Annotated in this window: 35 protein-coding genes; 11 read left to right on the forward strand and 24 right to left on the reverse strand. The window is 66.6% G+C overall.

What is annotated here, in order from left to right:
* From H288_RS35765 to H288_RS0126980, 18 genes are all read right to left on the reverse strand, one after another.
* Positions 1–354: hypothetical protein (locus H288_RS35765; RefSeq protein ID WP_020095671.1), on the reverse strand; the 354-nt coding region annotated here is incomplete at its 3' end.
* 136 nt (positions 355–490) lie between these two features.
* Complete coding sequence (locus H288_RS0126900) at positions 491–970, reverse strand: hypothetical protein (RefSeq protein WP_020095672.1); 480 nt, start codon at positions 968–970, stop codon at positions 491–493.
* A 21-nt stretch (positions 971–991) separates the two neighbouring features.
* Complete coding sequence (locus tag H288_RS0126905) at positions 992–1,282, reverse strand: hypothetical protein (protein WP_158684236.1); 291 nt, start codon at positions 1,280–1,282, stop codon at positions 992–994.
* Positions 1,251–1,679: a hypothetical protein gene (locus H288_RS0126910; RefSeq protein ID WP_158684237.1), complete on the reverse strand. Its 429-nt coding sequence runs from the start codon at positions 1,677–1,679 to the stop codon at positions 1,251–1,253. Before H288_RS0126910 ends, H288_RS0126905 begins: the two co-directional genes overlap by 32 nt.
* Positions 1,680–1,681: 2 nt before the next feature.
* Positions 1,682–2,161 (reverse strand): lysozyme, encoded by a 480-nt coding sequence (locus H288_RS0126915; protein ID WP_245274577.1) that lies wholly within the window; start codon positions 2,159–2,161, stop codon positions 1,682–1,684.
* Positions 2,154–2,435, reverse strand: coding sequence for a hypothetical protein (locus H288_RS0126920; protein ID WP_020095676.1), 282 nt, complete (start codon positions 2,433–2,435; stop codon positions 2,154–2,156). The genes H288_RS0126915 and H288_RS0126920 overlap by 8 nt, the downstream gene beginning before the upstream one ends.
* Positions 2,436–2,562: 127 nt before the next feature.
* Complete coding sequence (locus H288_RS0126925) at positions 2,563–4,065, reverse strand: hypothetical protein (RefSeq protein WP_020095677.1); 1,503 nt, start codon at positions 4,063–4,065, stop codon at positions 2,563–2,565.
* Positions 4,066–4,135: 70 nt separating this feature from the next.
* Positions 4,136–5,974 carry a hypothetical protein gene (locus H288_RS0126930; RefSeq protein ID WP_020095678.1) on the reverse strand — a complete coding sequence of 613 codons (1,839 nt, stop codon included), beginning with the start codon at positions 5,972–5,974 and terminating at the stop codon, positions 4,136–4,138.
* On the reverse strand, positions 5,974–6,594 hold the full coding sequence (locus H288_RS34880) for a hypothetical protein (RefSeq protein WP_158684238.1): 621 nt from the start codon (positions 6,592–6,594) through the stop codon (positions 5,974–5,976). The genes H288_RS0126930 and H288_RS34880 overlap by 1 nt, the downstream gene beginning before the upstream one ends.
* Entirely contained in the window at positions 6,591–7,514 is a 924-nt protein-coding gene (locus H288_RS0126940) for a hypothetical protein (RefSeq protein ID WP_020095680.1), read from the reverse strand. The genes H288_RS34880 and H288_RS0126940 overlap by 4 nt, the downstream gene beginning before the upstream one ends.
* Positions 7,511–7,852 (reverse strand): hypothetical protein, encoded by a 342-nt coding sequence (locus tag H288_RS0126945; RefSeq protein ID WP_020095681.1) that lies wholly within the window; start codon positions 7,850–7,852, stop codon positions 7,511–7,513. The genes H288_RS0126940 and H288_RS0126945 overlap by 4 nt, the downstream gene beginning before the upstream one ends.
* Before the next feature lie 75 nt (positions 7,853–7,927).
* Entirely contained in the window at positions 7,928–8,899 is a 972-nt protein-coding gene (locus tag H288_RS0126950; RefSeq protein WP_020095682.1) for a hypothetical protein, read from the reverse strand.
* Between the two features lie 75 nt (positions 8,900–8,974).
* The gene (locus H288_RS0126955; protein ID WP_020095683.1) at positions 8,975–10,000 is read right to left on the reverse strand and encodes a hypothetical protein; all 1,026 of its coding nucleotides are present in this window, start codon (positions 9,998–10,000) and stop codon (positions 8,975–8,977) included.
* Positions 9,997–10,251 (reverse strand): hypothetical protein, encoded by a 255-nt coding sequence (locus H288_RS0126960; RefSeq protein ID WP_020095684.1) that lies wholly within the window; start codon positions 10,249–10,251, stop codon positions 9,997–9,999. The genes H288_RS0126955 and H288_RS0126960 overlap by 4 nt, the downstream gene beginning before the upstream one ends.
* Before the next feature lie 10 nt (positions 10,252–10,261).
* Positions 10,262–10,480 carry a hypothetical protein gene (locus H288_RS0126965; protein WP_158684239.1) on the reverse strand — a complete coding sequence of 73 codons (219 nt, stop codon included), beginning with the start codon at positions 10,478–10,480 and terminating at the stop codon, positions 10,262–10,264.
* Positions 10,467–10,706: a hypothetical protein gene (locus tag H288_RS0126970; protein WP_020095686.1), complete on the reverse strand. Its 240-nt coding sequence runs from the start codon at positions 10,704–10,706 to the stop codon at positions 10,467–10,469. Before H288_RS0126970 ends, H288_RS0126965 begins: the two co-directional genes overlap by 14 nt.
* 3 nt (positions 10,707–10,709) lie before the next feature.
* Positions 10,710–11,009 carry a hypothetical protein gene (locus H288_RS0126975; RefSeq protein WP_020095687.1) on the reverse strand — a complete coding sequence of 100 codons (300 nt, stop codon included), beginning with the start codon at positions 11,007–11,009 and terminating at the stop codon, positions 10,710–10,712.
* Between the two features lie 41 nt (positions 11,010–11,050).
* The gene (locus tag H288_RS0126980) at positions 11,051–13,132 is read right to left on the reverse strand and encodes a hypothetical protein (protein ID WP_020095688.1); all 2,082 of its coding nucleotides are present in this window, start codon (positions 13,130–13,132) and stop codon (positions 11,051–11,053) included.
* 99 nt (positions 13,133–13,231) lie between these two features.
* On the opposite strand from H288_RS0126980, the gene H288_RS0126985 reads away from it, so the two are divergent.
* From H288_RS0126985 to H288_RS0126995, 3 genes are all read left to right on the forward strand, one after another.
* Positions 13,232–13,723, forward strand: a complete 492-nt coding sequence (locus H288_RS0126985; RefSeq protein WP_158684240.1) for a hypothetical protein — start codon at positions 13,232–13,234, stop codon at positions 13,721–13,723.
* Positions 13,710–13,952, forward strand: a complete 243-nt coding sequence (locus tag H288_RS0126990; RefSeq protein ID WP_020095690.1) for a hypothetical protein — start codon at positions 13,710–13,712, stop codon at positions 13,950–13,952. Before H288_RS0126985 ends, H288_RS0126990 begins: the two co-directional genes overlap by 14 nt.
* A gap of 63 nt (positions 13,953–14,015) precedes the next feature.
* Positions 14,016–15,467, forward strand: a complete 1,452-nt coding sequence (locus H288_RS0126995; RefSeq protein ID WP_020095691.1) for a hypothetical protein — start codon at positions 14,016–14,018, stop codon at positions 15,465–15,467.
* Positions 15,468–15,689: 222 nt separating this feature from the next.
* On the opposite strand, the gene H288_RS36310 is transcribed toward H288_RS0126995, so the two are convergent.
* Together H288_RS36310 and H288_RS0127005 are read right to left on the reverse strand one after the other, a co-directional pair.
* On the reverse strand, positions 15,690–15,812 hold the full coding sequence (locus H288_RS36310; protein ID WP_020095692.1) for a hypothetical protein: 123 nt from the start codon (positions 15,810–15,812) through the stop codon (positions 15,690–15,692).
* Entirely contained in the window at positions 15,809–16,171 is a 363-nt protein-coding gene (locus H288_RS0127005; protein ID WP_020095693.1) for a hypothetical protein, read from the reverse strand. Before H288_RS0127005 ends, H288_RS36310 begins: the two co-directional genes overlap by 4 nt.
* A gap of 130 nt (positions 16,172–16,301) precedes the next feature.
* Between H288_RS0127005 and H288_RS32880 the strand changes: the two genes are divergently transcribed.
* Entirely contained in the window at positions 16,302–16,922 is a 621-nt protein-coding gene (locus H288_RS32880) for a recombinase family protein (protein WP_020095694.1), read from the forward strand.
* Here H288_RS32880 and H288_RS0127015 read toward each other — a convergent pair.
* The 4 genes from H288_RS0127015 to H288_RS0127030 all read right to left on the reverse strand — a co-directional run bounded on the left by H288_RS0127015 (position 16,853) and on the right by H288_RS0127030 (position 19,234).
* Complete coding sequence (locus H288_RS0127015; protein ID WP_158684241.1) at positions 16,853–17,095, reverse strand: hypothetical protein; 243 nt, start codon at positions 17,093–17,095, stop codon at positions 16,853–16,855. The genes H288_RS32880 and H288_RS0127015 overlap by 70 nt on opposite strands.
* Positions 17,096–17,273: 178 nt before the next feature.
* Positions 17,274–17,594 (reverse strand): helix-turn-helix domain-containing protein, encoded by a 321-nt coding sequence (locus tag H288_RS32885; protein WP_020095696.1) that lies wholly within the window; start codon positions 17,592–17,594, stop codon positions 17,274–17,276.
* Between the two features lie 411 nt (positions 17,595–18,005).
* A complete protein-coding gene (dcd, locus tag H288_RS32890) occupies positions 18,006–18,584 on the reverse strand; it encodes a dCTP deaminase (protein WP_020095697.1) in 579 nt (192 codons plus the stop codon).
* A gap of 98 nt (positions 18,585–18,682) precedes the next feature.
* The gene (locus H288_RS0127030) at positions 18,683–19,234 is read right to left on the reverse strand and encodes a hypothetical protein (RefSeq protein ID WP_158684242.1); all 552 of its coding nucleotides are present in this window, start codon (positions 19,232–19,234) and stop codon (positions 18,683–18,685) included.
* Positions 19,235–20,599: 1,365 nt separating this feature from the next.
* Here H288_RS0127030 and H288_RS0127035 point away from each other — a divergent pair.
* The 7 genes from H288_RS0127035 (at position 20,600) to H288_RS0127065 (ending at position 23,148) form a co-directional block, all read left to right on the forward strand.
* A complete protein-coding gene (locus H288_RS0127035; protein ID WP_020095699.1) occupies positions 20,600–21,403 on the forward strand; it encodes a hypothetical protein in 804 nt (267 codons plus the stop codon).
* A 122-nt stretch (positions 21,404–21,525) separates the two neighbouring features.
* The gene (locus H288_RS0127040) at positions 21,526–21,747 is read left to right on the forward strand and encodes a hypothetical protein (RefSeq protein WP_020095700.1); all 222 of its coding nucleotides are present in this window, start codon (positions 21,526–21,528) and stop codon (positions 21,745–21,747) included.
* A 43-nt stretch (positions 21,748–21,790) separates the two neighbouring features.
* On the forward strand, positions 21,791–22,069 hold the full coding sequence (locus H288_RS0127045; RefSeq protein WP_020095701.1) for a hypothetical protein: 279 nt from the start codon (positions 21,791–21,793) through the stop codon (positions 22,067–22,069).
* A gap of 3 nt (positions 22,070–22,072) precedes the next feature.
* Entirely contained in the window at positions 22,073–22,384 is a 312-nt protein-coding gene (locus tag H288_RS0127050) for a hypothetical protein (protein WP_020095702.1), read from the forward strand.
* Entirely contained in the window at positions 22,381–22,674 is a 294-nt protein-coding gene (locus tag H288_RS0127055; protein ID WP_020095703.1) for a hypothetical protein, read from the forward strand. Before H288_RS0127050 ends, H288_RS0127055 begins: the two co-directional genes overlap by 4 nt.
* Entirely contained in the window at positions 22,671–22,925 is a 255-nt protein-coding gene (locus tag H288_RS0127060) for a hypothetical protein (RefSeq protein WP_020095704.1), read from the forward strand. The genes H288_RS0127055 and H288_RS0127060 overlap by 4 nt, the downstream gene beginning before the upstream one ends.
* A gap of 1 nt (position 22,926) precedes the next feature.
* Positions 22,927–23,148: a hypothetical protein gene (locus H288_RS0127065; RefSeq protein ID WP_020095705.1), complete on the forward strand. Its 222-nt coding sequence runs from the start codon at positions 22,927–22,929 to the stop codon at positions 23,146–23,148.
* Positions 23,149–23,212 lie beyond the last annotated feature (64 nt).

Below are 23,212 nucleotides of genomic sequence, written 5' to 3' on the forward strand. Positions count from 1 at the left end.
AACCTTGGCAGCGGCGGCGGCATCGGCCGCGGCCTTGAGGGCGGCGGCCTCGTCGGCCTTGCGGGCGTCCTCGGCCTCGGCGGCGGCCTTGGCCTCCTTCTCGGCCTGCTCCTTGGCCTTGGCTTCCGCCTTGGCCTTGGCCTTGGCCGCCGCTTCCTCGGCCTTGCGCGCCTTGGCTTCCTCGACGGCCCGCTCGGCCTCGGCCCGCTTGGCGGCCTCGTCGGCATCGGCCGCGGCCTTGGCGGCGTGATCGCTGCGGCCGGCGTGATGGGCGACGCGTTTGCGGCCGGCCTCCATCTCCAGCTCGCGCTTCGACTGGGCGGGGGTCTTCAGGGGGACCTTGGGTACGGACATGGTGCTCCTCGGGTGAGATCGGTCGAAACGAACCGAAACCGCCACCAACCCCGGTCAGACCTCAAAGTAGACGCGAAGTCGAATGCAAGACGATCCGGCAGGTTCTTCTGTAATATCACGTTCCTGCCGTGGTTATCTAGTCCGCAGCCTTGAAGTGTGATTTCTCCAGCCGGTCGAGGCGCGACTCGGCGCGGCGCTCTACTCGCCCAATGCGGTCGCGCATGAAATCGTAGTCACGCTCCTGGGCGCGCCAGTGCAGCTCGTGCTCCTCGCGCGAGACCATCTTGTTGGCAATCGCGTCCACCCGTTTGTCGGCGCGGTCCTGGGTGGCGATAAGCGCCGCCTTGAGGTCGGAGATGCCGTTGTTGATCGGCATGTAGGCCAAGCCGCCGATGGCCATCGTGAAGGTGAGCATCACGCCGAGCGCCGAGAAGATGACCGCCCACGGCGTCTGGCGGCCGCGGTCGAGCTTCTCGCTGAGCGTGGAGACAGCCGCCGACACGTTGCTGATCGCCGCGACCACGCCCTCGACGCGCGCCTCCAGCTGCAGGAGCCGGCCGTCGGGCGCCGGCTGGAGGATCTGCTGCTGTTGCTGCTGGGGGTGCTGTGTGGTCATGTCGGCAACCTGGGTGGGCGATTACCGGTCGGGTAACCGGGCGAGGTCGGAGCGGACGCGGCGGATCCATTCGAGGGCGCGCAGGCCGCAGGCGGTCTTGGCGTGGTCCTGCACCTTGGCCTCGCCGACGATCCGCACGATGTCGCGCCGGGTCAGCGCGCGGTCGGGGATCTCCGGGAACGCCTTGCGCAGGCACGGCTCGACGCCCTCGGGCGCCGGCGGGAGCGTGACCCGGTAGGCGTCATGCGCCGCCACCAGGGGCGATACCGGGGCCGGGCCCTCAGAGGTCGCGCAGGCGGCGAGCGATGCCACGATCGAGGCACTCAGCATCACCTTGGGCACTCTGGTCATTGAGGAGCTTCTCCAGTTCCTGGGTCTTCTGGGCCAGCTGGGCATTGTCGGCGGCGGCGCGCGCCGCGATCTCGTCGCGGGTCTTCTCTGCGAGATCCGCCCGGGTCGCCTCGGCGGCGGTGGCGCGCTCCTGCTGGCGCAACTGCTCGAGGTGGACACCACGCGCCTGCCCGGCCTGGAGCATCGCCGATCCGACGATGGCCAGCGTGCCGGCGAGGATCAGCGGGTAGCGCAGGAACGCCGGCAGCCAGGCGACCGTGGCCAGCCCGATCACCACAGCGGCGATGCCGAGGCCAACCCCAAGCGTCGCCGTGAACGAGTAGGCGACCCAGGCCGCGCGCAGGAGTTCCATGCTCACGGTCAGATCCCCTTGAGGCAGAGGTCGCGCTCGACCTCGCGGCGCCGGGTCAGGCCCGGGACGACGCGGCCGCCGGCCTTGTTCCAGAGCATGAAGGCGCGACAGGCGGCGCGGCGCTCGCCGGCGTTGTAGAGGCGCACCGCGCTCGACTTGCACAGTGCGCCGGTGCCGATGTTCCAACCCAGCGACAGGAACGCCACGTAGGCGTCGTTGCCCATCGGCCGGGTGATGCACCGCTCCATCCGGTCGGCGAACTCGTCGAGCCCCTTGAGGAGCATCGCGTCGCACTCGGTCTTGGTGTACCGCTGCCCCATCCGCACGCCGCGCGTCTCGCCGTAGCAGACGGTCGGCACGCCCACGATGTCACGGTAGGCCACCGTGCGGAGGCCCTCGAACTGGCCGACGGTGGTGGTGGCGAGCGCCAGCAGCATCGCGGCACCGGCACCCGCGCCGGCCATCTGCGCCTTCCTGATCCTACTCATCCGCGGCTCCCGACACCTTGGTCTGGCGCACGAAGCGCAGGCCGAGACCGGTGACCTTCACGAGGAAGGCGAGGCCGGCGAACTTGATCGGGTCGATCGGCGGCGAGCCGGCGATCACGTCGAACCCGAACTCCACGCCCGAGAGCAGGATCAGCAGCAGGTCGACCTTGACCGACCACGCGTGCTTGAGGGTCGCCCGCCAGTTTTCGATCAGGAAAGGCTTGGTGTTGGGAACGGAAACAGTAGTGTTTGAGTTGTCGTTGGCGGGGGACATGTGGTGGCTGTCCTCTCGTCTCCTGGGTGGAAGTTACCGGGCAGGTAACCGCCGACAGATATTGGTCGGCGGTGTGGTGGTGTCCTGTGTGGTAGCTACCTAAGCGGGTAACGGACCGTTGATCGGGTTAGCTTAGCGTCACAGACTTAAGCGTGCCGTTGACGTTGCAGTAACGTTTCATGGTTCCGGTGGTGGAGTTGTACCAGTCCTGACAATAACCAGCCGGGACATCTGCAGTCGTCGGGTCCGTCGTGCTTGTAAAGAAGGCTGTCCGTGCTCCTGAGTTCTTGCCAGCGAGGTTGAGCGGGCCGTTTGCGCCATCTGCGCTGACGAATGCCTGCCCGACGCCGTTTGTGATCGAGACGGACGTGGTGGCGCTCGGCGTTGAGTAGAACGTCCCGAGCACCGTGCCGTAATTGTAGCCGAACAGACGGATGTAGCCGCCGCCCTGCGCGAGGAAGTTCAGCGGAACATTGGCATCAAGATCGCCCTGCGAGGCCAGGACCGGCCCAGCGGTGCCTGTGGCCGCCGTGGCGACCAACCGGCCCCGGGTGCCCCCATCGACACCAAGGACGCGCAACACATCCAGGCCGTAATCGCCACCGAGCGTCAGATCACCGTTGGGCTGAAGGCCGAGTTGCGCGCGCAGGCCGCCGGGCGCCGTGTAAGTACCAGAGCCGATCGTTAGTTTTCGGTGCTTGCCGACACCTGCTACTAGCGTGTTGATAAAGAAACCATTCGGTGTGGCGGCAAGGGTTAAGTTCTCCTCGCTCGCGCCCCAAAGTTTCTGAACACGTATTGTGGAGATTTGGTTGTTGATATTGCCGTAGCAGGCAAAGGAAACGTTGCTCTGCGTGCCAGCACTGGTCGCCAGCGTCATCGAACGACCGTCCGTGGCGACCGAAGCGACGTTGTAGACGGTGCCATTCAGCGTCACCGTCGGCACTTTGAGGAATAGCTGACCGCTGGCCCAGGTGACCGCTGTTCCTGAGACGTTCGCGGTGCCGGTCGCACTCGTCACGAGGTAGCTGATCAGCTCAGTCTGGTTCGCCGGGAACGATACCGCGCTACCGTCGAGGTTCGTCACCGTGAGCGACCCGCCGCCTGGGGCGACGCTGGCGACTTTGTATCGCGTGCCGGCAAAGTAGAAGTACGGCTGCCCGACCCACGCGGGATCGTAAAAGTTGCCGTCGATCCGGGTCACGGTGTTACCGCCGGCGGTAACGCTCGCCTGACCCTGAGCCGGCGACCCGTAGAGGACGAGTTCGACAGGGTTGTAGGCGATGCCGGATTGCAGGCGGTTCCAGTTCGCGTGGCCGTCAGAGGCGAGCGTCGAGCCCGCCGCCCCGGTCGGATCGAGCACCTTGATCGTCTTGGATGCAGCTGTTCCCGTGAATGTCTTCACCCCAGCGAAGGTCTGATCTCCTTCGAGTAGCGCAACACCCTTTAGTTGAGACCCGTCGCCGGTCTTATCGAGCTTGCCGCTGATCGCCGTGTTGTTGCTGGCAGCGAGTGCATCCAGTTCAGCGTCCAGCGTGCTCGTGAGGACGAGCGGATCGGAGGGCAGGGGCGGCGGCTGGGTGCCGGCCACCAGCGCCGCGGTGAGGGCCTCGAGTGCTGCTGTGGACATGGGCGGGAAGCTTTCAGCGTGGTGGTTGTGGGGGGTGTTACCCCGCGGGTAATTGTCAGCACTAAACACATCAGGTCATGGCGACCGACTTCAACACCCCCCCAACATTCGTTACGAGCTTTGTTGTATTGGCCGACGTATTTACCCAAATTGCGGCCTGACCTGCGGGTATGTCGGCTGTCGTTGGGTCAACTGCTCTGGCGAACACGCCCAGGAGCGCGCCAGCATTGCCGCTACCGACGACCGCCATGGGGGTGTTATTGGTACCGCCCGGCTGAATGCGTGGCGTCGTACCCGCCACCATGAGAGGCCAGCTGAGCCCGGTCGCGACCGCACCGGCGACTTCAAACAGCGGCTGCCCGAAGCTTCGGCCGGTGACGAGCATCCCTCCGGCACCCTGGGTGTCGAACGCGAACCCAAGGTTGGTGTCAGCGCCGCGTGCACGCAAACCCACCGCAAACCCTGCCGGTGTGCCTGCGAGCTCGATCCGATTGACCATGTTCGCGTCATTCGAGACGCGAACAGCTTCTGACCCGGCAACGCCGCAAAGACTGAGACCATTGCCGCGGACCTCGATCTGCGTAAGGCGCGCGCCGTTGCGGATGCCACTCTTGATCCGCCCAGGGTCAGGGTTCGTGGCCTCGTTGTACGACCCGAACGAAATCTCCCACTCGCCCGTGGCGCGTCCGGAAACAGTGAGGGTTTCTTCGATCGCGCCGTTCTGTTTTCCAACCCGAAATGCTGCGACCTGATCGTTGATGTTAGCGCCGTATGAGTACGCAACATTGCTCGCGTTTACGGTCGTGTCTGGAATAGTGATTTTCGTCGGACTGTTGAAGGTCGCAGACGTATAAACGACCCCATTTACGGTGATACGGAAGTCAGTATTAGTGCCGGAAAACGGGATGAACGGGGTGCCGGAGATGATCGTGACGACACCATTAACGACATTCGCCCTGCCAGATCCGGTCGTCAGGATGAATTGAAAAAAGACGTTCGTCAGCGCCGGCAGCGTCACCGCAGAACCGTCGAGGTTGGTCACCGTCAGGCTGCCGCCGTCGCTTGCCACAGTGGCCACACGGTAGGGCACGCGGTTGAGGTAGAAGCGATAACCTACCCAAGCCGGATCGAAGGCCGTTCCATCAACGCGCGTGACAACGTTGTTCGTGCCAGTCGTGGATGCCCGCCCCTGCGCACCCGCACCGCCAACGATCCACTCGGTCGGGTTGTAGTTCAGGGACGAGACGGCCTTGGTCCAGTTCGGATGGCCATCGTTGCTTAGAATTGTGCCCTGGTAGTTCTGTGCAGCCGTGCCGCCGCCGATGATGACGCCACCGGTACCGACGTTGCCACCGACGCCCATATACTCGGGGTTTACCATGCGGTGCAGGCCTGGCGCGGTACCGAAGCCCCAAAACCCTGAGACAGAGACATTGCCTGCGGTCTTGGCAACACCGGACAGGCCCGATCCGTCACCGGTCTTCTCCAACTTCCCGCTGATCGCGTCGAGCGTAGCCTGGGCGAGTCCGGCGAGGTTGGTCTTGTTCACAGCGGCCGCAGCCGTCGCGGCGTCGGCCAGCGTACCGACCTTGGCGAGCGAGCTGTGCGCGGCATCCGCGCCATCGATGATCGCGTCGAACACCGCTTGCTGGGCAGTCGACACCGGCATGTCCTGGGGGGCGGGCACGCCGATGTTGAGACGCATCTGCGCCTTCTCACCGTCCGACAGACCTAGATCATTCGCCGGGCTGAGCAGCGGGATACCCCCTGGGGTAACTCCGTCCTGCATGCGCAGCGTCGAGAAGTCGAAGATCGGCTCTCCGGGGGCGCCGACATAGGCCTTGACCGATGTGCGGGTCGGGAGGTCCGAGACCCCCTGGCGCATGAACTGGCGCTTCTGGCGGGGCATCAGGTGGCACTCCAATCGTTGTCGGACGACGGGTCGCTGTCCCAGGACCAGTCGTAGAGGGGCTCGGCTACGAGCTGCATGAGCCGGGTGGTCTCCCCCTGCAGCTGGCGAGCGATGGTCGCGGACAGGTTGGCGAGGTCGCGAGCGCGCTCGACCTGCAGGCGGTCATGTGTCGTCTGCGCCTTGTCAGCGGCGGTCTGGGCCGCGTGGTCGGCCGCGATGGCCTTGGCGGCGTCGGCCTGCGCGGCGGCGGCCTGGGCGACCGTCTGACTGCCGACGGCGATCGACGCGGCGGTCTGGGCCGCGGCATACTTCACCGTGACCAGGGAGGCGCTGCGGGCCGCGCTGTCGGCGGCCGCCTGCATACCGGGCGTCATGTCGGTCAGCAGAGGCTGGTAGCTTGGCGGCCAGGCAGTGTACGAGCGCGGGCCGTACAGGCGGCGTGGCTGCGCGTCCGCATCGATGTAGAAGTCGCCAGCGACGCCTACGGCGCTCGACGGGGCGCCGGATCCGCTCAGGATCGAGGCACCGCGCGGGCCGCGCTCGCCCTTCGGTCCCGGCCCGCCGGTCGGGCCAGGCTGGACGGGGGCGATATGGACGTGTCCGATCCCGGGCTTCATCGCCAGGACCTCCGGGTGGCTGCGGCGGGGAAGCGCCACGCGCGGCCGCCGCCGGTCGTGGCGACCCGGACCTGCTGCATGGCGTTGCGGAAGCGGCGCAGGTGGTACTCGGCGAGCTTCGGGCTCGAGTACGGCTTGGCCGCCTGCGCCATCAGGCGCCCGAGCGCACCGTCGAGCAGCATCTGGTGGTTCTTCGCCCAGAGGCTGTCCGGCAGGGTGGCCGACAGGTCATCCGTGCTGTGCGGCACGAGGCGCAGGAGCGCGAAGGCGGGCGTCGTGGCGTCCCGCGCGTCCGGCACCGCGGCGAGGTCGATCATCCCGGAGGCCGGGTCGAACAGGACGTCGCGCAGCTGGAGGGTGGCGTGGGAGACATCGACCACCTCGACGATCTGCCCGACGCTCGCGCTGACCGTGTAGGCCGTCACCCCGGGCTGGAGCGTGACGGTGGCCGTCTGGGTCCAGAGCCGAACGGTCTGGCAGGCCTCGTCTAGGGCGTTGAATAGCTCTTGGATCAGCGCGGGGTCGCGCGCGCCGGGCACGTTGGTGCGCAGGTTCGCCATGAGCCGGTCGAACCCGTCGGTAGGGGCCGCCGTGGTGGCGGCGATCACCCGCGCCGCGGCGAGCCCCAGGTCCCAAAACTTGAGGTGGACCGCGGCGAGCTCGGGGTGGGAGTAGGGCTTGTCCGGCTGCGCGAGCAGGCGCGCGAGCGTGCCGTCGATGATGAGGCGCTGGTGGAGCTGCCACAGATCGTCGGTCAGCCACGTGTCGGGGGCGCCGGCGGGCGGGCCCGGGACGATCTGGAGCGCCTGACGGCACAGCTCCTCGATCGACAGGTACAGCTCCAGGCGCAGCGCCGGCAGGAGGACGCCGGTGAGCTGGACGCGGAGGATGTTCTCGATGCGGTCGGTGGTGGCGCTCACTTGGCGCCCCCCTGCCCGACCATCTCGGCGCGGAACGACGCCAGGAAGGAGGAGGCGCGCTCCTCGTCGGTCGCCTCGGTCTCGCGGACCTCGATCTGACCGACCACGTAGTTGAGGAAGGCCGGGCGCATCTGGGCCGGGATCGCGGCGGTGCTGTCCTCGAGTGGCCCGAAGTTCGGGACGACCCCCATGAACACGTCGTAGCGCCAGCCGCTGGCACGCAGGCAGGCGAGGTTCAGCGCGTTGATGATGTCGTTGTCCGGGTAGCGAAACGGTACGACCTGATCCTGAAGGATGATCCGCGCCTGATCGACGTAGTCCTTGACAGTGTCGAGCATCACGATCCCCTTCTGGAAGTAATCGGGGGACAGGTTACCGGCTAAGGTAACCCATCCCCCAAGTAGCGCCCAGGATCAGGACGCGACCACCGCCTGTGCGAGGGCGATGTCGTCGAGGACCTTGTAGCCGTAGACCTGCAGGCCGCGCATGATCGTCCCGAAGGTGCTCTCGGAACGCAGCGTCTCGACCTTGGAGACCTGCGAGGCGAAGGTCAGGCCGTGGGCGTGGCCGGCGTAGATCGGCCACTCGCCGGCGGCGAGCGCGGCGCCGTTGGTGGCGTGGCTCGGCAGGAGGTTCGAGCTGTAGAGGGTGAAGCGGTCGATCTGACCGAGACGCCCGTTGCGCAGCATCGAGACCGAGTCACCGGACAGCGCCGCGTTGCGCAGCTCCGACTGCTTGATCTGGGTCGCGATCCAGGTGGGCATCACCACCCAGCGACCCGTCTCCGGGATGTTCTGCTCGTCGAGCACCTGGCCGAGGCGGACCAGCAGGTCCACGATCTCGACCTGGCCGGCGTCGGCGTCGCGCGGCACGATGTGCAGCGGGGTGCCGGTCGCGCCGAGGTTGACCATGCCGGAGATCTTGCCGGCGGCGACGCCGGAGTTCTTCGCGTTGGCCGCGCCGAGCATGCCACCGAGCACGTCCGTGTCGATGGTGATCTTCATCTGCTCGCCGGCGTCCTCCGACCACAGCGACATCTGGTTGATGTCCGACTGGGTCTCGATGACGTCGTCGACGATGGTGGCGAAGTACTTCGCCTTGTCGATGGTCAGCTCGGTCGTCGGGGCCGACGGGCGCTCGAACTGCAGGCTCTGGTTGACCTGATAGTCGCGGATCGTGATCGTGGGCTTGGTCCGAATGATGACCTTGTCGCCCTGGTTCTTGATCTCGCCCTCGTAGTCCGTGTTGCTGATCGCAGCGAGCACGGTGGAGGCGTAGAACTTCTCGATGAGCTTGCCCGACCAGATCTCGGGAATGAACGTCCCGACGTAGGGGGTGGTCGGATTGGGGCCGCCGTAGGGGGCGCCGGACTGGGCAACGGACATGGGGACCTCGAAGGAGTGGCAAGCATCGAGCCACTCCTTCGGCCGGTTCAGCCGGTATTGAGCGAGCAGGCTCGACTAGCGAACCCGTCCATCCTGAGTTGCCTGGAAGATCTCTTCTTCGCGGGCCGCCTTCTCTGCATCCCGGCCTCGGTAGAGGCCTTTCTGGACGTCAGAGTAGAACTTCTGGATGTCGGAACGGGCGATGATCGGCTTGTCTCCAGGGCCGGCAGTCGGCGCTGTCGATCTCGCTCTCCCGGGTGCCGCCAGAGACTCCAGGGGGACCTTGCCGGTGGGCTTCGGTGCCGCTGTCGTCTCACTCCGCGGGGCCGCGGAAGGGTTCGCTTCCTTGAGGAAGCCCGCGAAGATTGCTGCGCATCGCGGAGCGTCTTCGCTTTGGTAAGCATTCCGTAGTAGATCCAGACGCTTTTGTCCAGAGAACTGGTCGATCTCCTCACACCAGTCGAGGAAACCCTCGTCTCGATTGAGCTCGCGCCAGTTCGGAACGCGGTCCGTCAGGGATTGGGTGAAGCGTTCCTTGGCGGAAAGCTGGGTGACCTGGGTCACGCCCTGAACTTTTTGTTCGATCTCCCCGAATTTCTGTTCGAAGGCACCCACGACCTGGGCGATCTTCCGGCCCGCGACCTTGTCGACGACCTTGAGCAGGTCCTCGCCGTAGTCGTTGCGCTCCTCCTCGGTGAGGTCCTCGGCGGTGAACTGGGGGGAGATGGTGGCGGTGGCGGGCGCGGCCGGCCGGGCCGCCTGGGCATGGGCGAGCGAGCGGCGCAGCTCGGCGATGTCGGCGGTCGCCGTGCGCAGATCCTCCTGCGCCTTGTCGAACCGGCCCTTCATGGCCTTGTAGCGCTCCTCCCAGTTCACCGGCTTGGCCGGGTCGGCGGGCGGCGTTACCTCGACGGTAACCGGGGCGGGTTCTGGGACCGGCGCCTCGAGGGCGGGATCATCGTCGGTCGGGACCGGGGTCGGCTGACCCTGGTTGGCCATCAGGTCGTTGGCGCGCTGGATCGAGGCGGCGACGCCGGCCGGCAGGCGGAACCCGCCGTCCTTGAGGGTGGTGGTGTCGTTCGTGGTGGTGTGGGTGGTCACGATCTGCCTTTCAGGCGGGACTCGGCCTGCTCGACGGTGGACCGGGCGTTCTGCAGTTCGGCCAGGAGGTAGGCGCAAGCCTGGGCCCGCCCCTGGATCAGCAGCAGCTCGCCCGGGGCAGCCTTGAGGAAGCCGTCCCGCACATCGGTCGCGTGGTCTGTTAGCGCCGCCACGAAGTCGTCCCAGGCGGAGGGATCGCGTGCGCGCAAGGCGAGCGCGGCCCGCGCCAGTCGGAGCTTCGTGTCGGCCATGGGTGTGGCGCTACCCGATCCTGTAGGGGCTCTGCTTGCCGAAGTGCCCCATCGCGCGGGACACCGGGTCCGAGCCCGTGATGACGTCGCGCGCGTGGCGCGAGGGCAGGTGGTCGACGCGCGACCCCTTGCCGGTGTGCATGGTCGGGGTCGGCATGAACCGATCCGGCTTGACCTCTCCCTGGATGTCCGGGGTCACCGGCGGGCCGGGGCGATCACTCGAAGCCATCGAACCCCTCCCCTGTGTCGCCGCTGGTGACCCGGTACTGGCGCGGCGACTTGGCGAACGGGTTGTCCCCGCCGCCGTCGGCGATCTCGTCCTTGGCGGAGGCCTCACGCGCCCCGTAGCGACCGCCCTTGACCGGCTTGGGGGCCGCGACCTTGGGCCGGGGCGCCCGAACGCGCGGGGCGAACCCGGGCGCGCGGCCGCCGGCGGAGGGTTTCGGGGCGCGCACGGCTCAGCCGTTGTCGAGGTTCGTGCCGGTGCCGCGGCGGCCGCCGCCCGAGCCGGTCTTGCCGCCGGCCTTGGCGCCGGTGGTCATCACGGTCCCGGGCTTCGACGGCACCGACTTCTGCTTGCCGACCATGTGTCCGTTGCCGCCCTTGGCGAACATGCCGCCGGTGGAGGTCGGCTTGGTGGCGGTCTGGCCCGGGGTCTGGGTGCCGACCTTGTTGCCGGTCATGTGGCCGGAGCCGCCGCGCACGGGCTTCATCGGGCCCGACGAGATGACCTTGGACTTCGAGGTGGTGGACTTCACGGGGTGGTCTCCTGAGTGGTGGGCTTCCTGGGTGGGAAGGGTCAGCCGGCCATGCCGCGCATCGCCGCCCCCTCGGGGGCTCCGAGCGCACCGGAGGCGGGCGCCGGCGGCTGGGCGCCCCGGGCGACGTTGGCCGGGTGGGGGCCGTTACCCGGCTGGGTAACCGGCTGGCCCGGATCGTTGGCCGGCGGGGGCGGCGCGGCGAGCTGCTGCTTGAGCTCGTCCTCGGGCGGGACCACGTCGTCGCCGTCGAGGCCGATGTTCCCGGAGACCGAGCGCAGGATCTTGGCCCGGTTGATCGGGCCGATGATCGCCATGTCGACCGGGTTCATCGTGGCCTGGAGGAACTCCATCTGCCGCTGGCGGTCGGTCTCACGCTGCACAGCAACGTCCACACCGCGAACGCGAATGCTCTCGTCGCCGCGAAGAACGCCGCTGGTGTCGGTGAGCATGACCATGTCGTAGAGCATGCTGACCAGCGGCTCGATGATGTCGCGGTCGATGTTGGCTGCCACCGTCTGGAGGATCTTGGAGGCGTTGCCCATGAGCATCGCCAGTCCGGACGCCGTCCGGCCCGCCCCGCCCAGGCGCTCGGATCCGGTGATGTAGCGCGGGATCGCAGACGTCTCGTCTGCCATCTGGCTGAGTTTCTCATAGATACCCAGCAGCTCCTGCGCGTTCGAATTCGGCTGGAAGAAGTCGATCGGCTTCTGTGATCCGTTGTTCGTGGGCGACATCGGGTCGTTCGACACGTGCCAGCGCTTCCACGGGTAGAGGTTGTCGTTCTCGTCGCTGTCCACGAGGCGGTTGTCGTCGATCACCACCTGCGGGCCGGACGCGATCGACATGTTGTTCACGAGCGAGCGCAGCGAGGCGTTGGCCGCGTCCTGCAGGTCGCCGAGGATGTCGGGGAGCGCGTTGCCGACGGGGGTGCCGGGCACCTTCTCGAAGGAGGTGACGAAGTAGGGGTGGCGCTTGCGCGGGCTCGGGTTGACCTGCACCTTGATGATGTGCCGGCCGATGAGCCAGGCCTGGATGAAGTAGTCCCGGTCCGCGTCCGGGACCATCTCCTCTTCCATGCCCCAGTCGAGCAGCATCCGGCCCTGGACGTTGCCGTGGTACTCCACGCAGTCGATGATGCCCGACTGGTTGAAGGTCGGGTCCTCGCGGTTCTCGTTGACCGCGCGCTCGGAGTCGGTCCCGTCCATCCAGTCGCGCAGGCCGCCGCGGCCGTAGTCCTGCAGGACCTGCCGGATCGCCTGCTCGTCGTAGCCGGGCACGCCCAGGAGGTCGTTGAGGTCGGCGCGGGTCAGCCGGGTCACCTCGATGACGGAGGCGTCCGTGATGTCGGACACGCCGGGCGTCCAGTACAGGTCGAACGGGGAGACCCGCGACCAGAACATCTTGGCCTTCTGCTCGGTCCGGGCGACCCCGCGCTCCCAGGTCACGGCGGGCACGATCCGCACCACCGGGCCCTTGATGATCGCGATCGGGAATACCGGCAGGTCGACGAGGAACTCGGCCAGCGCCTTGTAGAACCCGCCCTCGACGAGGAAGTCGTCGAGCTTGGTCTCGGCGGTCTTGGCCTCCTCGCGGGCCTTCTTGACCGCGGCGTTGCGCGCGGCTGCCTTCAGGCCGTCGACCCGGTCCCGGACCTGGGTCATGTCGAGCTGCTGGCCACCGTTCACCGCGGTCTGCATCTCGGCCATCACGAGCTGCTTGATCGCGCCCATGATGTCGTCGGGGAGCGTCGGCTCGGGGGTCGGGTCGAGGCCCCAGGGCTTGTCGGAGCCGAGGTAGACCTCGCGCAGCAGCGAGGAGGCGCCGCGGCACTTCACGGCCGTCATGCGCGAGTAGATCGCCGAGCCGCCGAACTGCTGGATCTCGCGGAGCTTCTGGGCGTCGTACTTGCCGTTGAAGACGCGCTGGGCGTGGAGCAGGCGCTCCGACCAGCCGGCGATCGAGTTCCGGTGGTCGCGCATCATCTGCCACTGCGAGCGGATGAAGCTGGCTAGCTGGGTCAGCGCGACGTTCTCATTGGCCGCGGCGCGGGCCTCGGCGGCCTCCTGGGCACGCCGCTGTTCGGCCGCTGTGACCTCGTCTTGGGTCGCGACCTGAACCATTCCTCGCGGGGAAGGTGAAGCAGCCATCTTCCACCGATAGGTCAATCCCTTCCTGTTCGCAATAGATCATGGTACGTCGCCCGTAAAGAGGCGATTTCGATGCTGCCTGCACCAGACCAGTCGAGCGACCACCTAGAGCGGACATTGATGGCCGTCGCCCGCGACTTGGCGATGGACTTAAACCCGCTCGAAACAATACTGAACGCGCACCAAATCACCCCAGAGTGGTTTGAGATTCACCGAAACACCCCGCGGTTCAAGGCGATGTTCGCCGAGCAGATCCGGCTGTGGGAGGCGGCGGACAACGTCGAAGCGCGCGTCAAGATGAAGTTCCTGACGGCGACCGAGATGGCGATGCCGCAGATGTTCGCCTCGCTCCACAACGAGCGCGAGCCGCTCTCGGCCCGGGTCGAGCTGTTCAAGACGTTCCAGAAGGGCGCGGGGCTCCTCGACAGGCCGGCCGAGGCCAGCGCCGAGCGCGTGTCCATCACGATCAACCTGGGGGCCGACCGGCCACCGGTGACCATCGAGGCGACAGTTACCCCGCCGGTAACCCAGGACGCGCTGGAGGCAATCGATGTCGAGATCTGAGGCCGACTTCCGCGGCTCCCGCGATGACGTCTTCCGGCAGTTGCTGGAGGACTGCGACGGCGAGGAGGCCAAGGCCTTCCTGTGCCGGGGCAACTACGACCAGTGCCGGAAGCACATCACCGGTCGACGCAAGAAGGGGCAGCCGACCTGCCAGTGGTGCGCGTGCATCCACATCACGCCGGCCACCACCGTCGACGATTTGTACGACGCCATCGCCCTCGACGCCTGATCCGCCGCCCGCCGCCCGCCGCCACCGGGCTCCTGACATCCCTACCCCCACCCAGGAAATCCGGTGCCCAACATCAACTTCGACGCGCCGCCGACGGTGGCGCGCTTCATGCGCTCGGATGCGTTCTTCCGCCTGATCGCCGGGCCAGTCGGATCCGGCAAGACCACGGGCTGCATCTTCGAGATGCTCCGGCGCGCGATCGCCCAGGGCAAGGCCCCCGACGGCTTCCGCTACACGCGCTTCGCCATCGTCCGGCAGACCCTCGAGCAGCTCCGCATGACGGTGCTCAAGGACATCCAGACCTGGCTCGATGGGATCTGCAGCTACAAGGTCTCGGACAAGACCATCTTCATCGAGTTCGGCGACGTCCGGTCCGAGTGGCTGCTGATCCCGCTCGAAGACGAGGAAGACCAGCGCCGGCTGCTGTCGTCCCAGCTCACCGGCGCCTGGATGTCGGAGTGCATCGAGATCAACGCGGCGCTCGTGCCGCCGCTGCTCGGCCGTGTCGGCCGCTACCCGTCGGCGGCCCAGGGTGGCGCGACGTGGTTCGGTGTGATCGCCGACACCAACATGCCGACCGAGGGGTCGGACTGGCACAGGCTGATGGCGATGGAGACGCCACCGGACTGGGAGGTCTACGTCCAGCCGAGCGGGCTGGCGCCGGACGCCGAGAACCTGGAGTGGCTGACCCAGACCGCGGACACCCTCAAGCTCGCCAAGGACAACCCGTTCCGGCTGGCCACCGGCCGGCGCTACTACGAGCGGCTGGCCAACAACCCGAACCCGGACTGGGTGAAGCGGTACGTGATGGCCCAGTACGGCAACGACCCGTCGGGGTCGGCCGTGCACCGGGAGACCTTTCGGCGCGACTTCCACACCGTGGAGGACCTCGAACCGTCCCCGGGCTACCCGCTCATCATCGGCCAGGACTTCGGGCGCAACCCGTGTGCGATCATCGGCCAGATGGATCACCGCGGCCGGCTGCTCATCCTCGAGGAGGTGGTGTCGGAGGACATGGGCCTGGAGCTCCACTGCTCCAAGAACCTGCGGCCGGCGCTCGCCCAGGCCCGGTTCCTCGGCATGTCCTACTACCTGATCGGCGACCCGGCCGGCCGCGCCAAGAACACCGCGTTCGAGGAGACCAGCTTCGACACGCTGAACCGGATGGGCTTCCAGGGCTACCCGGCGCCGACGAACGACATCGACAAGCGGCTGCGCGCGGTGGACGCGTTCTTCCAGCGCCAGGCCGACGGCGGGCCCGCGATCCTGATCGACCGGGCCCGGTGCCCCAAGCTCGTGCTGGCGCTGCAGGGGCGCTACCGCTTCGCCAAGCGGAAGTCGGGGCAGCTCAACGTCATCCCCGAGAAGTCGAACCCCTGGTCAGATCTGGCGGACGCCCTGCAGTACCTCTGCCTGGCGTCCCACGGCGGCCTCACAGACTACGTGGCGAGCCGTATGACCAGGCGGGTGTCGCACCGGCCGGCGCGCCGGATGCCGGTTGGAGCGTGGACCTGACGTCGTCGTTGGCGGCGGCGCGGGCGCGTCGGACCACGTCGCGTTCGTGGTCCCGCTCTGCCTGTAGGCGTACGGCGTCGCGGCGCGCGGCGTCGCGCTCGTCCCGGATCCGGGAGCACTGGATCTCCAGCACGCCGACACGCCGGCGCAGCTCGTGGTTCTCATGTCGGGCCCGGCTGGCCTGGGCCTTGGCGATGAAGACGTGGGCGAGCAGTCGGACGATCACGGGCGCGGCCCTCCGGTTACCCACTCGGTAACCACCTCGGAATAGGTGCGCGCCTGCATCTGCAGGAGCGCGACGTGCATCAGCGCGAGCTGGCAGTGGAACTCGAAGAGGCGGATCACAGGCCGGCCCCGTAGAGCTTCTCCGGCGGCGTGGCGCTGTTGTCGTTGAGGCGGTGCGGCTCGTACTTCTGGAAGTAGCGGTGCGCCCCGAGCGCCATGGCGAGCGCTTCCTTCGTGTCGGCCGGCAGCGGGATGCCGTCGGCGTCTATCTCCGCGTACCCCTCCTCGAAGGCCTTGGGCGGCGAGCACGACAGGTAGCCGTCAGCGTAGCGGACCAAGTACCAGCCCGGCTCAGCCCGGAGGCCGGTCAGTGGTAGGCGGTGGCGCTCGTTGTCATCGGTGATGACCAGATCGTTCGGCCGGTCGATCCCCATGATCTTGGCGGCCTCGACCACCTTGTGGCTGCGGTAGCGCTTCACGGGGCTGCTCCTTTTGGGACCTCCCTATTCGAGCACCCAGGTGGTGCCGATCGGGTCTGGTCCGATTTAGGTTGCGTCTGAATTATCGAGCGGTATGCTCGATGAAGATCTAGGAACCTCAGAGGATAAAATGGCCCTGATCGGCTACGCCCGCGTCTCGACCGACGACCAGAACCTCGACGGGCAGATCGAGGCCCTACGCCGTGCCGGGTGCGAGGTGGTCCGCCATGAGCGGGTCTCGGGCGCCAGCATCGCCGGCCGTCGCGAGCTTGAGGTGGTTCGCGCGTTTCTGCGGGCGGGCGACACCCTGGTGGTGACCAAGGTCGACCGGCTCGCCCGTAGCGTCGAGGATCTTCAGAAGATCGTGCGAGAGCTGCGCGAGCGCGGCGCCAGCCTCAAGGTCCTCGACCAGCACATCGACACATCCACCGCGTCGGGAAAAGCATTCCTCGACATGCTCGGGGTCTTCGCCGAGTTCGAGCGCAATCTGATAAGCGAACGCCGGGCGGAAGGCATTGCGCGCGCCCGAGCACAGGGCAAGTACAAGGGTCGGCCGCCAACGATTAAGCCGGAGGAGGTCCGCCGGCTGCAGGACGAGGGCCTCAACCACCGGCAGATTGCCCGGCGCCTGGGGATCGCCCCCAGCAGCGCCCACCGGCTCATGGCGAAGGCGGAGCCGGCTCATGCGTCGTCTCCGAGCTCGGCGGCCCTCACCGCGGCGCAGGCCGGGCAGGAGCAGGACTTGCCGTAGACGGCGATGCCGGCCTTCGGGTGCGCCTCGGTGACCGTCGGCGCCCGGGGTGCGCGCAGGGCCATGATCTTGGCGAGGGCGGCCTCGCGCTGCGCGGCGTCCATGCGGATCAGCCACACGCGGGTGAAGCACAGGATCACACAGATCCCCAGTGCGGACGTCGGCCAATCCATGATGATTACCTGGGTGGGTAATGGTCGAGGAGCTGCGGCCGCGGCCCCTCGTGTTCCCGCGCTCGGACCCCGCCACAGGGCTGACCGCACGGAACCCGGTCCCCGTGGGGGCCGGATCTCTCGGGCATGTAGGCGCGGTGGTGGACGCGTCTACATGCCTACAGGTGGGGGTGTGGGCTTAGGCGGCGGCTGCCGCGGCGGAGTCGTTGGCCGGGGCCGGGAACTGCATCGGGGTCTCGGCCTGCATGAACTCGACCACGTTCGACGCGATCCAAGCGAGCAGGTCGTCGACGCGGTAGCAGATCTCGCGCCCGAGCTTCACGAACTTGGGTCCGCGCTGCTCCTTGCGCCACGTCCAGAGCGTCTCGCTCTTCACGTTGCACAGGGTGCAGACGTCGACCTCGTGCATGAGGCCGAGCTTCTCCAGCAGGTTGCGCCGCTCGTCCGAAACCGCGGTGGTGGACGCGGTACCGGCCTTAAGTTCCTGGGTGGTGGTCACTGTTCGGTTGTCCCTGACTAGGAGCAGCCCGGATCTGAGTGGTGGTCAATCCGTATCTGGCTAATGCTCTCCAGCAGGACTGGTGTCAAGCAGCATATCCTGAGCTTCGTAAAAGTTCCCGACTGCTTACAATCATTTTTACACCCCCTCCCGAGCGTTGAATGTAACATGAACGACCTCACAACTACTTATGCGTTGCTGCAATATTGTCGAGGTTCGAGCAGGTTCAGTCTGAGACTAGACCAGTTTCAGTCGGATTCGATACGTTCACTCACAAGTTGCGGCTGATCCCAAAACGGTGAAGGCCGCCCCACTTGACAGGTGGAGCGGCCTCCGAAACGCACTATGTTCCTGTTTCGTTCTCATCCGCAAGGGGTGAGGGGGTGGGTTAATTTTTAATTCACAGTTTTCTCACGCGGCCTCGGTGTGACCTTCATACCGCGCTGCGACAGCTCCGGCCGACTGTCCCTGATACTTTCCGTCGTAGGTGCGCTGCGGTTTCGCGTTCAGCTGGTGGAACACGATCTGCGCGATCGGGTCGCCGGCATGGATGGTGACGTTGCGGTGGCTCTGGTTGTTCACCTCCAGGGTGAGGTGGCCGTGCCAGCCCGGCTCGATCACGGTGTTCTGGACGGTGAGCCCCTCGCGCGCCCAGGTCGACTTGTCGTGGACGATGGCCATGACGTCGTCTGGCATCACGAAGTGTTCGATGGATGACAGAAGAGAGAACGAGCTCGGATTACCTTCGTCGGTAACCCGGTGGCGCACGGCGTTCATCACGGCTCGCCAACCGGTGCCGGCACCGAGGGTGACCGTCTCGGCGGCGCGGATGTCGTAGCCCGCCATGGACAGGCCGTAGCTCATGCCGCGGTGCTTGGACCGCTCGGACCAGGGCTCGAGGACGTAGCGGGGGAGCTTGTACCAGGGGTTCTCGACGCGCGGCTCGAGGGCCCGCAGGTTGCGGATCTGGAAGTCGGGCAGGATGGACATGCGTTCCTCTAGGGTGGGGGCTCGACCGGCCGGGCCGCGTGGCGGGTGGTGTCCGCGCCGGTCGAGGTGATTCTGCCAGGGGTGCGCCGGGCCGGCAATCAGATCCGACGGACGCGCCGGAACAGCTTGTCGATCGAGATCGCGTCTACGCCGTCGGGGAGCGTGGACCTGGCGCGCTTCATGGCCTCCTTCACGCCGTCGACGCTGCGCCCGAGCTGCTCGGCCGCCTCAGCGTAGGTGATCGCCACACCGTGCTCGTCGTGGATCTGCACCGGCATCTGGCTGAGCGTGTGGGCGCGCTTGTCGAACTTCTGTGTAGGCACGTAGGCACGGGGCGGTTTGGCAGCGCGGTTCACGACTGTCATCCCCTGCTTGCGGGCCCGGTCGATGGTGTGGGCGACCGCCTGTGTCAGCTCGGCCTCGGTCAGACCCTCGCGCGCGAGCACGATCTTGAACTCCCACTCCTCGACCGGGAAGTCCGGGAAGCCGCGTCGGCGCTTCGAGGCGAGCGACCGGGAGAGGATCGATCGCCAGACTATCCAGCGTTGGTGGAGGTCGCCGCTGGGGCCGACGAAGCACGTCGCGCTGGCGCGGTGGATGAGTGCGTAGACCCCAGGCAGGTGGGGCACGTCTTGAGATGATTTGAGCACGGTAGTCCCTTCGTCCTCGGAGATGTTGGGCTGTCGGGGTGGGAAAGGCCAGAGTGGTGGTGGCCTTACAGTGTAAGTATAGACTACCTGGGTATTGGTCAAGTGTAATATTGGAATTTTAGTCAAATATATTTTTCAAGTACCCAAATAAAGGGGTGGGGGGTACGGCCCCCCGTTGGTCCGATAGGGGGGTGGGGTGGGGTTACCCTGGCCGGTAAGTGCCGGACCCTATAGTGTAGGGCGACCCCCTACACTGCTCTTTGACACCGCCTAGCGGAACCTAGCCTCTAAGAACCCCGGATCGAGCGGGGAGACGAGGCGAAAGTATGGGAAGTTACTTCCCGGCTGCGAGGGTGGACTGAATAGGAAGTCGGCGAGATTACCTTGGTGGTAACCTTACAACCCGACACGGTCTGGGCATGGACCGATTAAACCCCGAAAGGGCATGACCCACGCAAGCTGAGAGTAGTGCAGCGGTAGCAATGCGCAGCCCCACAACACTCAAGCCACGCACCCTAGGAACGGCGGATCGAGCGCCGTGACGGGATCGTGACTTGAGGGGGACAGGCGCAGGATGCCGTTCGGGCAGAACAAGGGCAGGCTTGCGGGATGTGAGAAGGCGCTCGACACGCCGCACCCTTTGCAATTGCCAGGCTTGGTGCGGGATCGAGCTGCGGGGCACCCTACCCAACGATCCGCGCGTCAGAGGCGCGGGGAGGATGCTAGGCCCCTAGACCGTCTCCGAAGGACGCCATGATGCCGGCCCTCACATCCTAGAAACACACAACCATGCGGCGCCGCGGCCCTTCAATGTGGCTGCGGCGCCACGGTAACTGGCACGCCCCTTGCTTAATGTGGCATAAAAGCCACAGTAGCACGATAGTGCTAGTTGCGAGGGTGTTGGGGTGTGAGGCACGGCAGAATAAGTGAGGCCGAGCGCCAGCGACCCCCCTCTTACTCTCTAATTCTATATGTATTTGTAAATTAATTATTATTTTTTAGATGAACGACATACACCGCGTGCGCGACAGCGACCGGGAGGTTCGGGAGCCCCCAAACCCCACATGTGTGTGTCCTCTTGTTTTCCGACTATTCACAAATAGATATAAACGCGCCGCTAAGTCATTGAAAACATTACACGATTTAATTATCCGGCCTCTCCGCAATTTCCCCTTCTGTGCGATACCAGACAAATCCCCTCGATGCGCGGGGTTACCTCGCCGGTAAGTTGAATCCGCGCATCGACGGGGCTTGTCAGCGAGCCCGACTCGCGACATGCACCGAACACCGGGACCACCACATGCCCGGCCCACCCTGAGCCCAACACGTGACCCGCGTCCCCTGACGCGTGGCGGAGGTATCCCCATGGCCAGCTCCCAGGCGAAGTCCGTCTCCACCTCGGCTGCCGACGTCCAGCAGTCCAACACCGCGCCGCTGCTCGGCGATCTCCTTACCCGCGCCGGTAACCTCGGCACCGCCGAAGGCCAGGGCGCCAACTCCCGGCCCGAGCTGGCGATGGAGGTGGCCAAGGCCGCCGCTGAGGGCTGGATCCAGCCGAACTACGCCAACGACAAGTCGACCGACGTGCACAAGATCTGGGAGGCGTTCGGCGACGCCCGCACCCAGGCCAAGCACGACGGAGGCAAGGACCGCGGCGACACCAACACCAACTCCTTCAAGGCCCAAGTCTCCAAGCTCAACGCGATCGCCAAGTGCGGCGCGCTCGCCCTGAAGGGCACCCCCGTCGACGGGTTCGACACGCTGAGCCGGGCCCGGGAGATCCTGCGCGGCAACACCGACACGAAGCTCTCGGCCTACGACGCCCTGGTGCTGATCGCCCGCAAGCAGGTCGAGCAGGGGGAGTCCCCCCTCACGAACGACGAGATCAAGGAGCACGTGTCCCCGAACGCCAAGGCCGAGGAGACCGACAACGAGCGGGAGCTGCGCGTGCTGTCGGCCAGCCTCAAGACCCTCGAGAAGCTCAAGGACGGCACGGAGGAACTCTCCCCCCGCCCCTCGCCCGAGCTGGACTCGGCGATCGAGAACATGCGGGCCCGCGTGAGCGCGCTCCAGTTCACCGTGAAGGTCGAGGCCGCCCAGGTGGAGCGCGACCGCGAGCTCGCCCTGCAGGCCCAGCGCCGTGCCGCGCTGACCGCCCAGGCCGCCTGAGTTACCCGCACCGGTAAGCGCCTGGCTCCGCTATCACGGGGCCGGCGCGCCACCTGTATGGAGGCTCACGCACCATGCCTGCACCTGACGCTGAATGGTGGCCGCTGCCCACCAAACCATGCGTGGGCCGGAACTCCGGCGAGGAGGATCCCGGCACCTTCGAGATCACGATCAAGGGCAAGCCTCACACCGTCGCAACGCCGGAACGTGCCGGCGACTACCGCGTGTGGGACAGACCCTATGGCACCGGCGGCCAGCTGCTGATGACCTGCCAGACCGCGCTGGAGCTGCGCGCCTGCCTGCTCGCCCTCGCTTACCCCGAGGGTAACACCCCCACACCCTGACACACCGTAACCGCCACCTCCGCCCACCACCGGAGCCACACCCATGCTGATCCCCCACCTCGACTTCATCATCGCCTACGGCCTGTTCATGACCGCCGGGCTGATCCTGGTGTGCGTCTTCGTGCCGACACCCCGGCATGCCTACACGCCGGGACCCCTGCGCGCCGTCACGCCGGCACCCGCCCCGGCCCCGAGCTGGCTGGAGCCCGTGCTCATCGCGGCCGCCCAGCCCGAGCCGTTCTTCTGCGAGCGCACCCGCCGGTGGCGCGATCCGGTGTCCCGCCGCTTCGTGAAGGCGCCGGCCGGTTACCGGGCCGGGTAAGCCATGCGCTTCCGTGACCTGCAGTGGAGCTGGAAGCGAGAGCGGTTCGGACAGTACCGCGTGTCCAAGAACCCCTCCCGCATCCAGGCCAAACGCGAGGGCAACCGGTCCCAGTACCTCAACGAGGGCGGCCGGTGCATCGGCTTCGCCGTACAGTTCACCAACGACGAGTGGGGCTTCATGCTCTTCGGCGAGCTGGGCAACGACGACTTCAAGACCGGCCTCACCAAGCTGGAGCTAGCCGCTATCATCGCGCCCATGGTCCCGCACGCCGACCCCGACAACCCCCTCATCTTCGAGCGGGCCGAGCCATGAGGCTGCGCGACCTAACGTTCCACCCCTCGATCGACGAATACGAGAAGTCGCAGTACCTGCTGCGGCCGGACGGCAGGCGTGCTCGGGTCTGGCGACACCTCAAGGCTGGCCGCTGGGTCTACAGCGAGTGCTGCTCCGCGCAGGACCCACGCTACGGCGGCGAGGGTGCCTGGACACACCACAAGGACCTCACACCCCTGGAAGTGCGGACCATGCTGTCCGCGCACCACGTCGACCCGCACCAGGGCTCGATCATCAACCTCGACTTACCGAAGGAGGTAACACCGTGAGCCGGATCTATGCGGACGGCACGCGACGACCCAAGACCCACAAGCTGCTGGCGGCCGCCGCGCTCCGACCGATCAACCCGCAGAGCCCCGAGCACCTCGGGCGGTTCAAGCGCCTGGAGAAGAAGGGCCACCTGCGCCGGGTGCCGACCGGCTGGGTCGCGACCGGCAAGCCCTACGTGACCGAGCGGGACTACCGCGACGACACCGTGTTCGACTTCGAGGCGCACCGGCGCCGGTTCAGGGAGGACTGAGATGGCGCTCACATCCAAGGACGGCAAGTTCAGCTGCACGCCCGAGCACGCAGTCGAGGTGGCCTATCTGATCTCGACAGCCGAAGGGGTGCTGGCTCGCTTCGACAGCCCATTCGCCCTCGAACGCACTAGCGTGCTGGGCGTGATCGAGGACTATGTGCTGGGCGCCTCGAGCATAGAGGAATGCTTGGCGCAGCTGAACGAGATCGCAGAGGAGGACTGATCCGCTATCACGCCCACATGCCTACACGCCCGCACCACCACACCGCGGCGCGCCGGCATGACGA

Origin of the sequence: Methylobacterium sp. 285MFTsu5.1 (assembly GCF_000383455.1) — a bacterium.
GTDB lineage: Bacteria > Pseudomonadota > Alphaproteobacteria > Rhizobiales > Beijerinckiaceae > Methylobacterium.

Coding starts and splice junctions, on each gene's coding strand:
- H288_RS0126945 (WP_020095681.1), bottom strand. CDS start 7,852: ATGCTCGACACTGTCAAGGACTACGTCGATCAGGCGCGGATCATCCTT.
- H288_RS0127050 (WP_020095702.1), top strand. CDS start 22,073: ATGCGCTTCCGTGACCTGCAGTGGAGCTGGAAGCGAGAGCGGTTCGGA.
- H288_RS0126900 (WP_020095672.1), bottom strand. CDS start 970: ATGACCACACAGCACCCCCAGCAGCAACAGCAGCAGATCCTCCAGCCG.
- H288_RS0127055 (WP_020095703.1), top strand. CDS start 22,381: ATGAGGCTGCGCGACCTAACGTTCCACCCCTCGATCGACGAATACGAG.
- H288_RS0126950 (WP_020095682.1), bottom strand. CDS start 8,899: ATGTCCGTTGCCCAGTCCGGCGCCCCCTACGGCGGCCCCAATCCGACC.
- H288_RS32880 (WP_020095694.1), top strand. CDS start 16,302: ATGGCCCTGATCGGCTACGCCCGCGTCTCGACCGACGACCAGAACCTC.
- H288_RS0126985 (WP_158684240.1), top strand. CDS start 13,232: ATGCTGCCTGCACCAGACCAGTCGAGCGACCACCTAGAGCGGACATTG.
- H288_RS0127045 (WP_020095701.1), top strand. CDS start 21,791: ATGCTGATCCCCCACCTCGACTTCATCATCGCCTACGGCCTGTTCATG.
- H288_RS0127015 (WP_158684241.1), bottom strand. CDS start 17,095: ATGGATTGGCCGACGTCCGCACTGGGGATCTGTGTGATCCTGTGCTTC.
- H288_RS0126960 (WP_020095684.1), bottom strand. CDS start 10,251: ATGGCCGACACGAAGCTCCGACTGGCGCGGGCCGCGCTCGCCTTGCGC.
- H288_RS0126920 (WP_020095676.1), bottom strand. CDS start 2,435: ATGTCCCCCGCCAACGACAACTCAAACACTACTGTTTCCGTTCCCAAC.
- H288_RS0127065 (WP_020095705.1), top strand. CDS start 22,927: ATGGCGCTCACATCCAAGGACGGCAAGTTCAGCTGCACGCCCGAGCAC.
- H288_RS0126990 (WP_020095690.1), top strand. CDS start 13,710: ATGTCGAGATCTGAGGCCGACTTCCGCGGCTCCCGCGATGACGTCTTC.
- H288_RS0126925 (WP_020095677.1), bottom strand. CDS start 4,065: ATGTCCACAGCAGCACTCGAGGCCCTCACCGCGGCGCTGGTGGCCGGC.
- H288_RS0126980 (WP_020095688.1), bottom strand. CDS start 13,132: ATGGTTCAGGTCGCGACCCAAGACGAGGTCACAGCGGCCGAACAGCGG.
- dcd (WP_020095697.1), bottom strand. CDS start 18,584: ATGTCCATCCTGCCCGACTTCCAGATCCGCAACCTGCGGGCCCTCGAG.
- H288_RS34880 (WP_158684238.1), bottom strand. CDS start 6,594: ATGAAGCCCGGGATCGGACACGTCCATATCGCCCCCGTCCAGCCTGGC.
- H288_RS0127035 (WP_020095699.1), top strand. CDS start 20,600: ATGGCCAGCTCCCAGGCGAAGTCCGTCTCCACCTCGGCTGCCGACGTC.
- H288_RS0126965 (WP_158684239.1), bottom strand. CDS start 10,480: ATGGCTTCGAGTGATCGCCCCGGCCCGCCGGTGACCCCGGACATCCAG.
- H288_RS0126930 (WP_020095678.1), bottom strand. CDS start 5,974: ATGCCCCGCCAGAAGCGCCAGTTCATGCGCCAGGGGGTCTCGGACCTC.
- H288_RS0126915 (WP_245274577.1), bottom strand. CDS start 2,161: ATGAGTAGGATCAGGAAGGCGCAGATGGCCGGCGCGGGTGCCGGTGCC.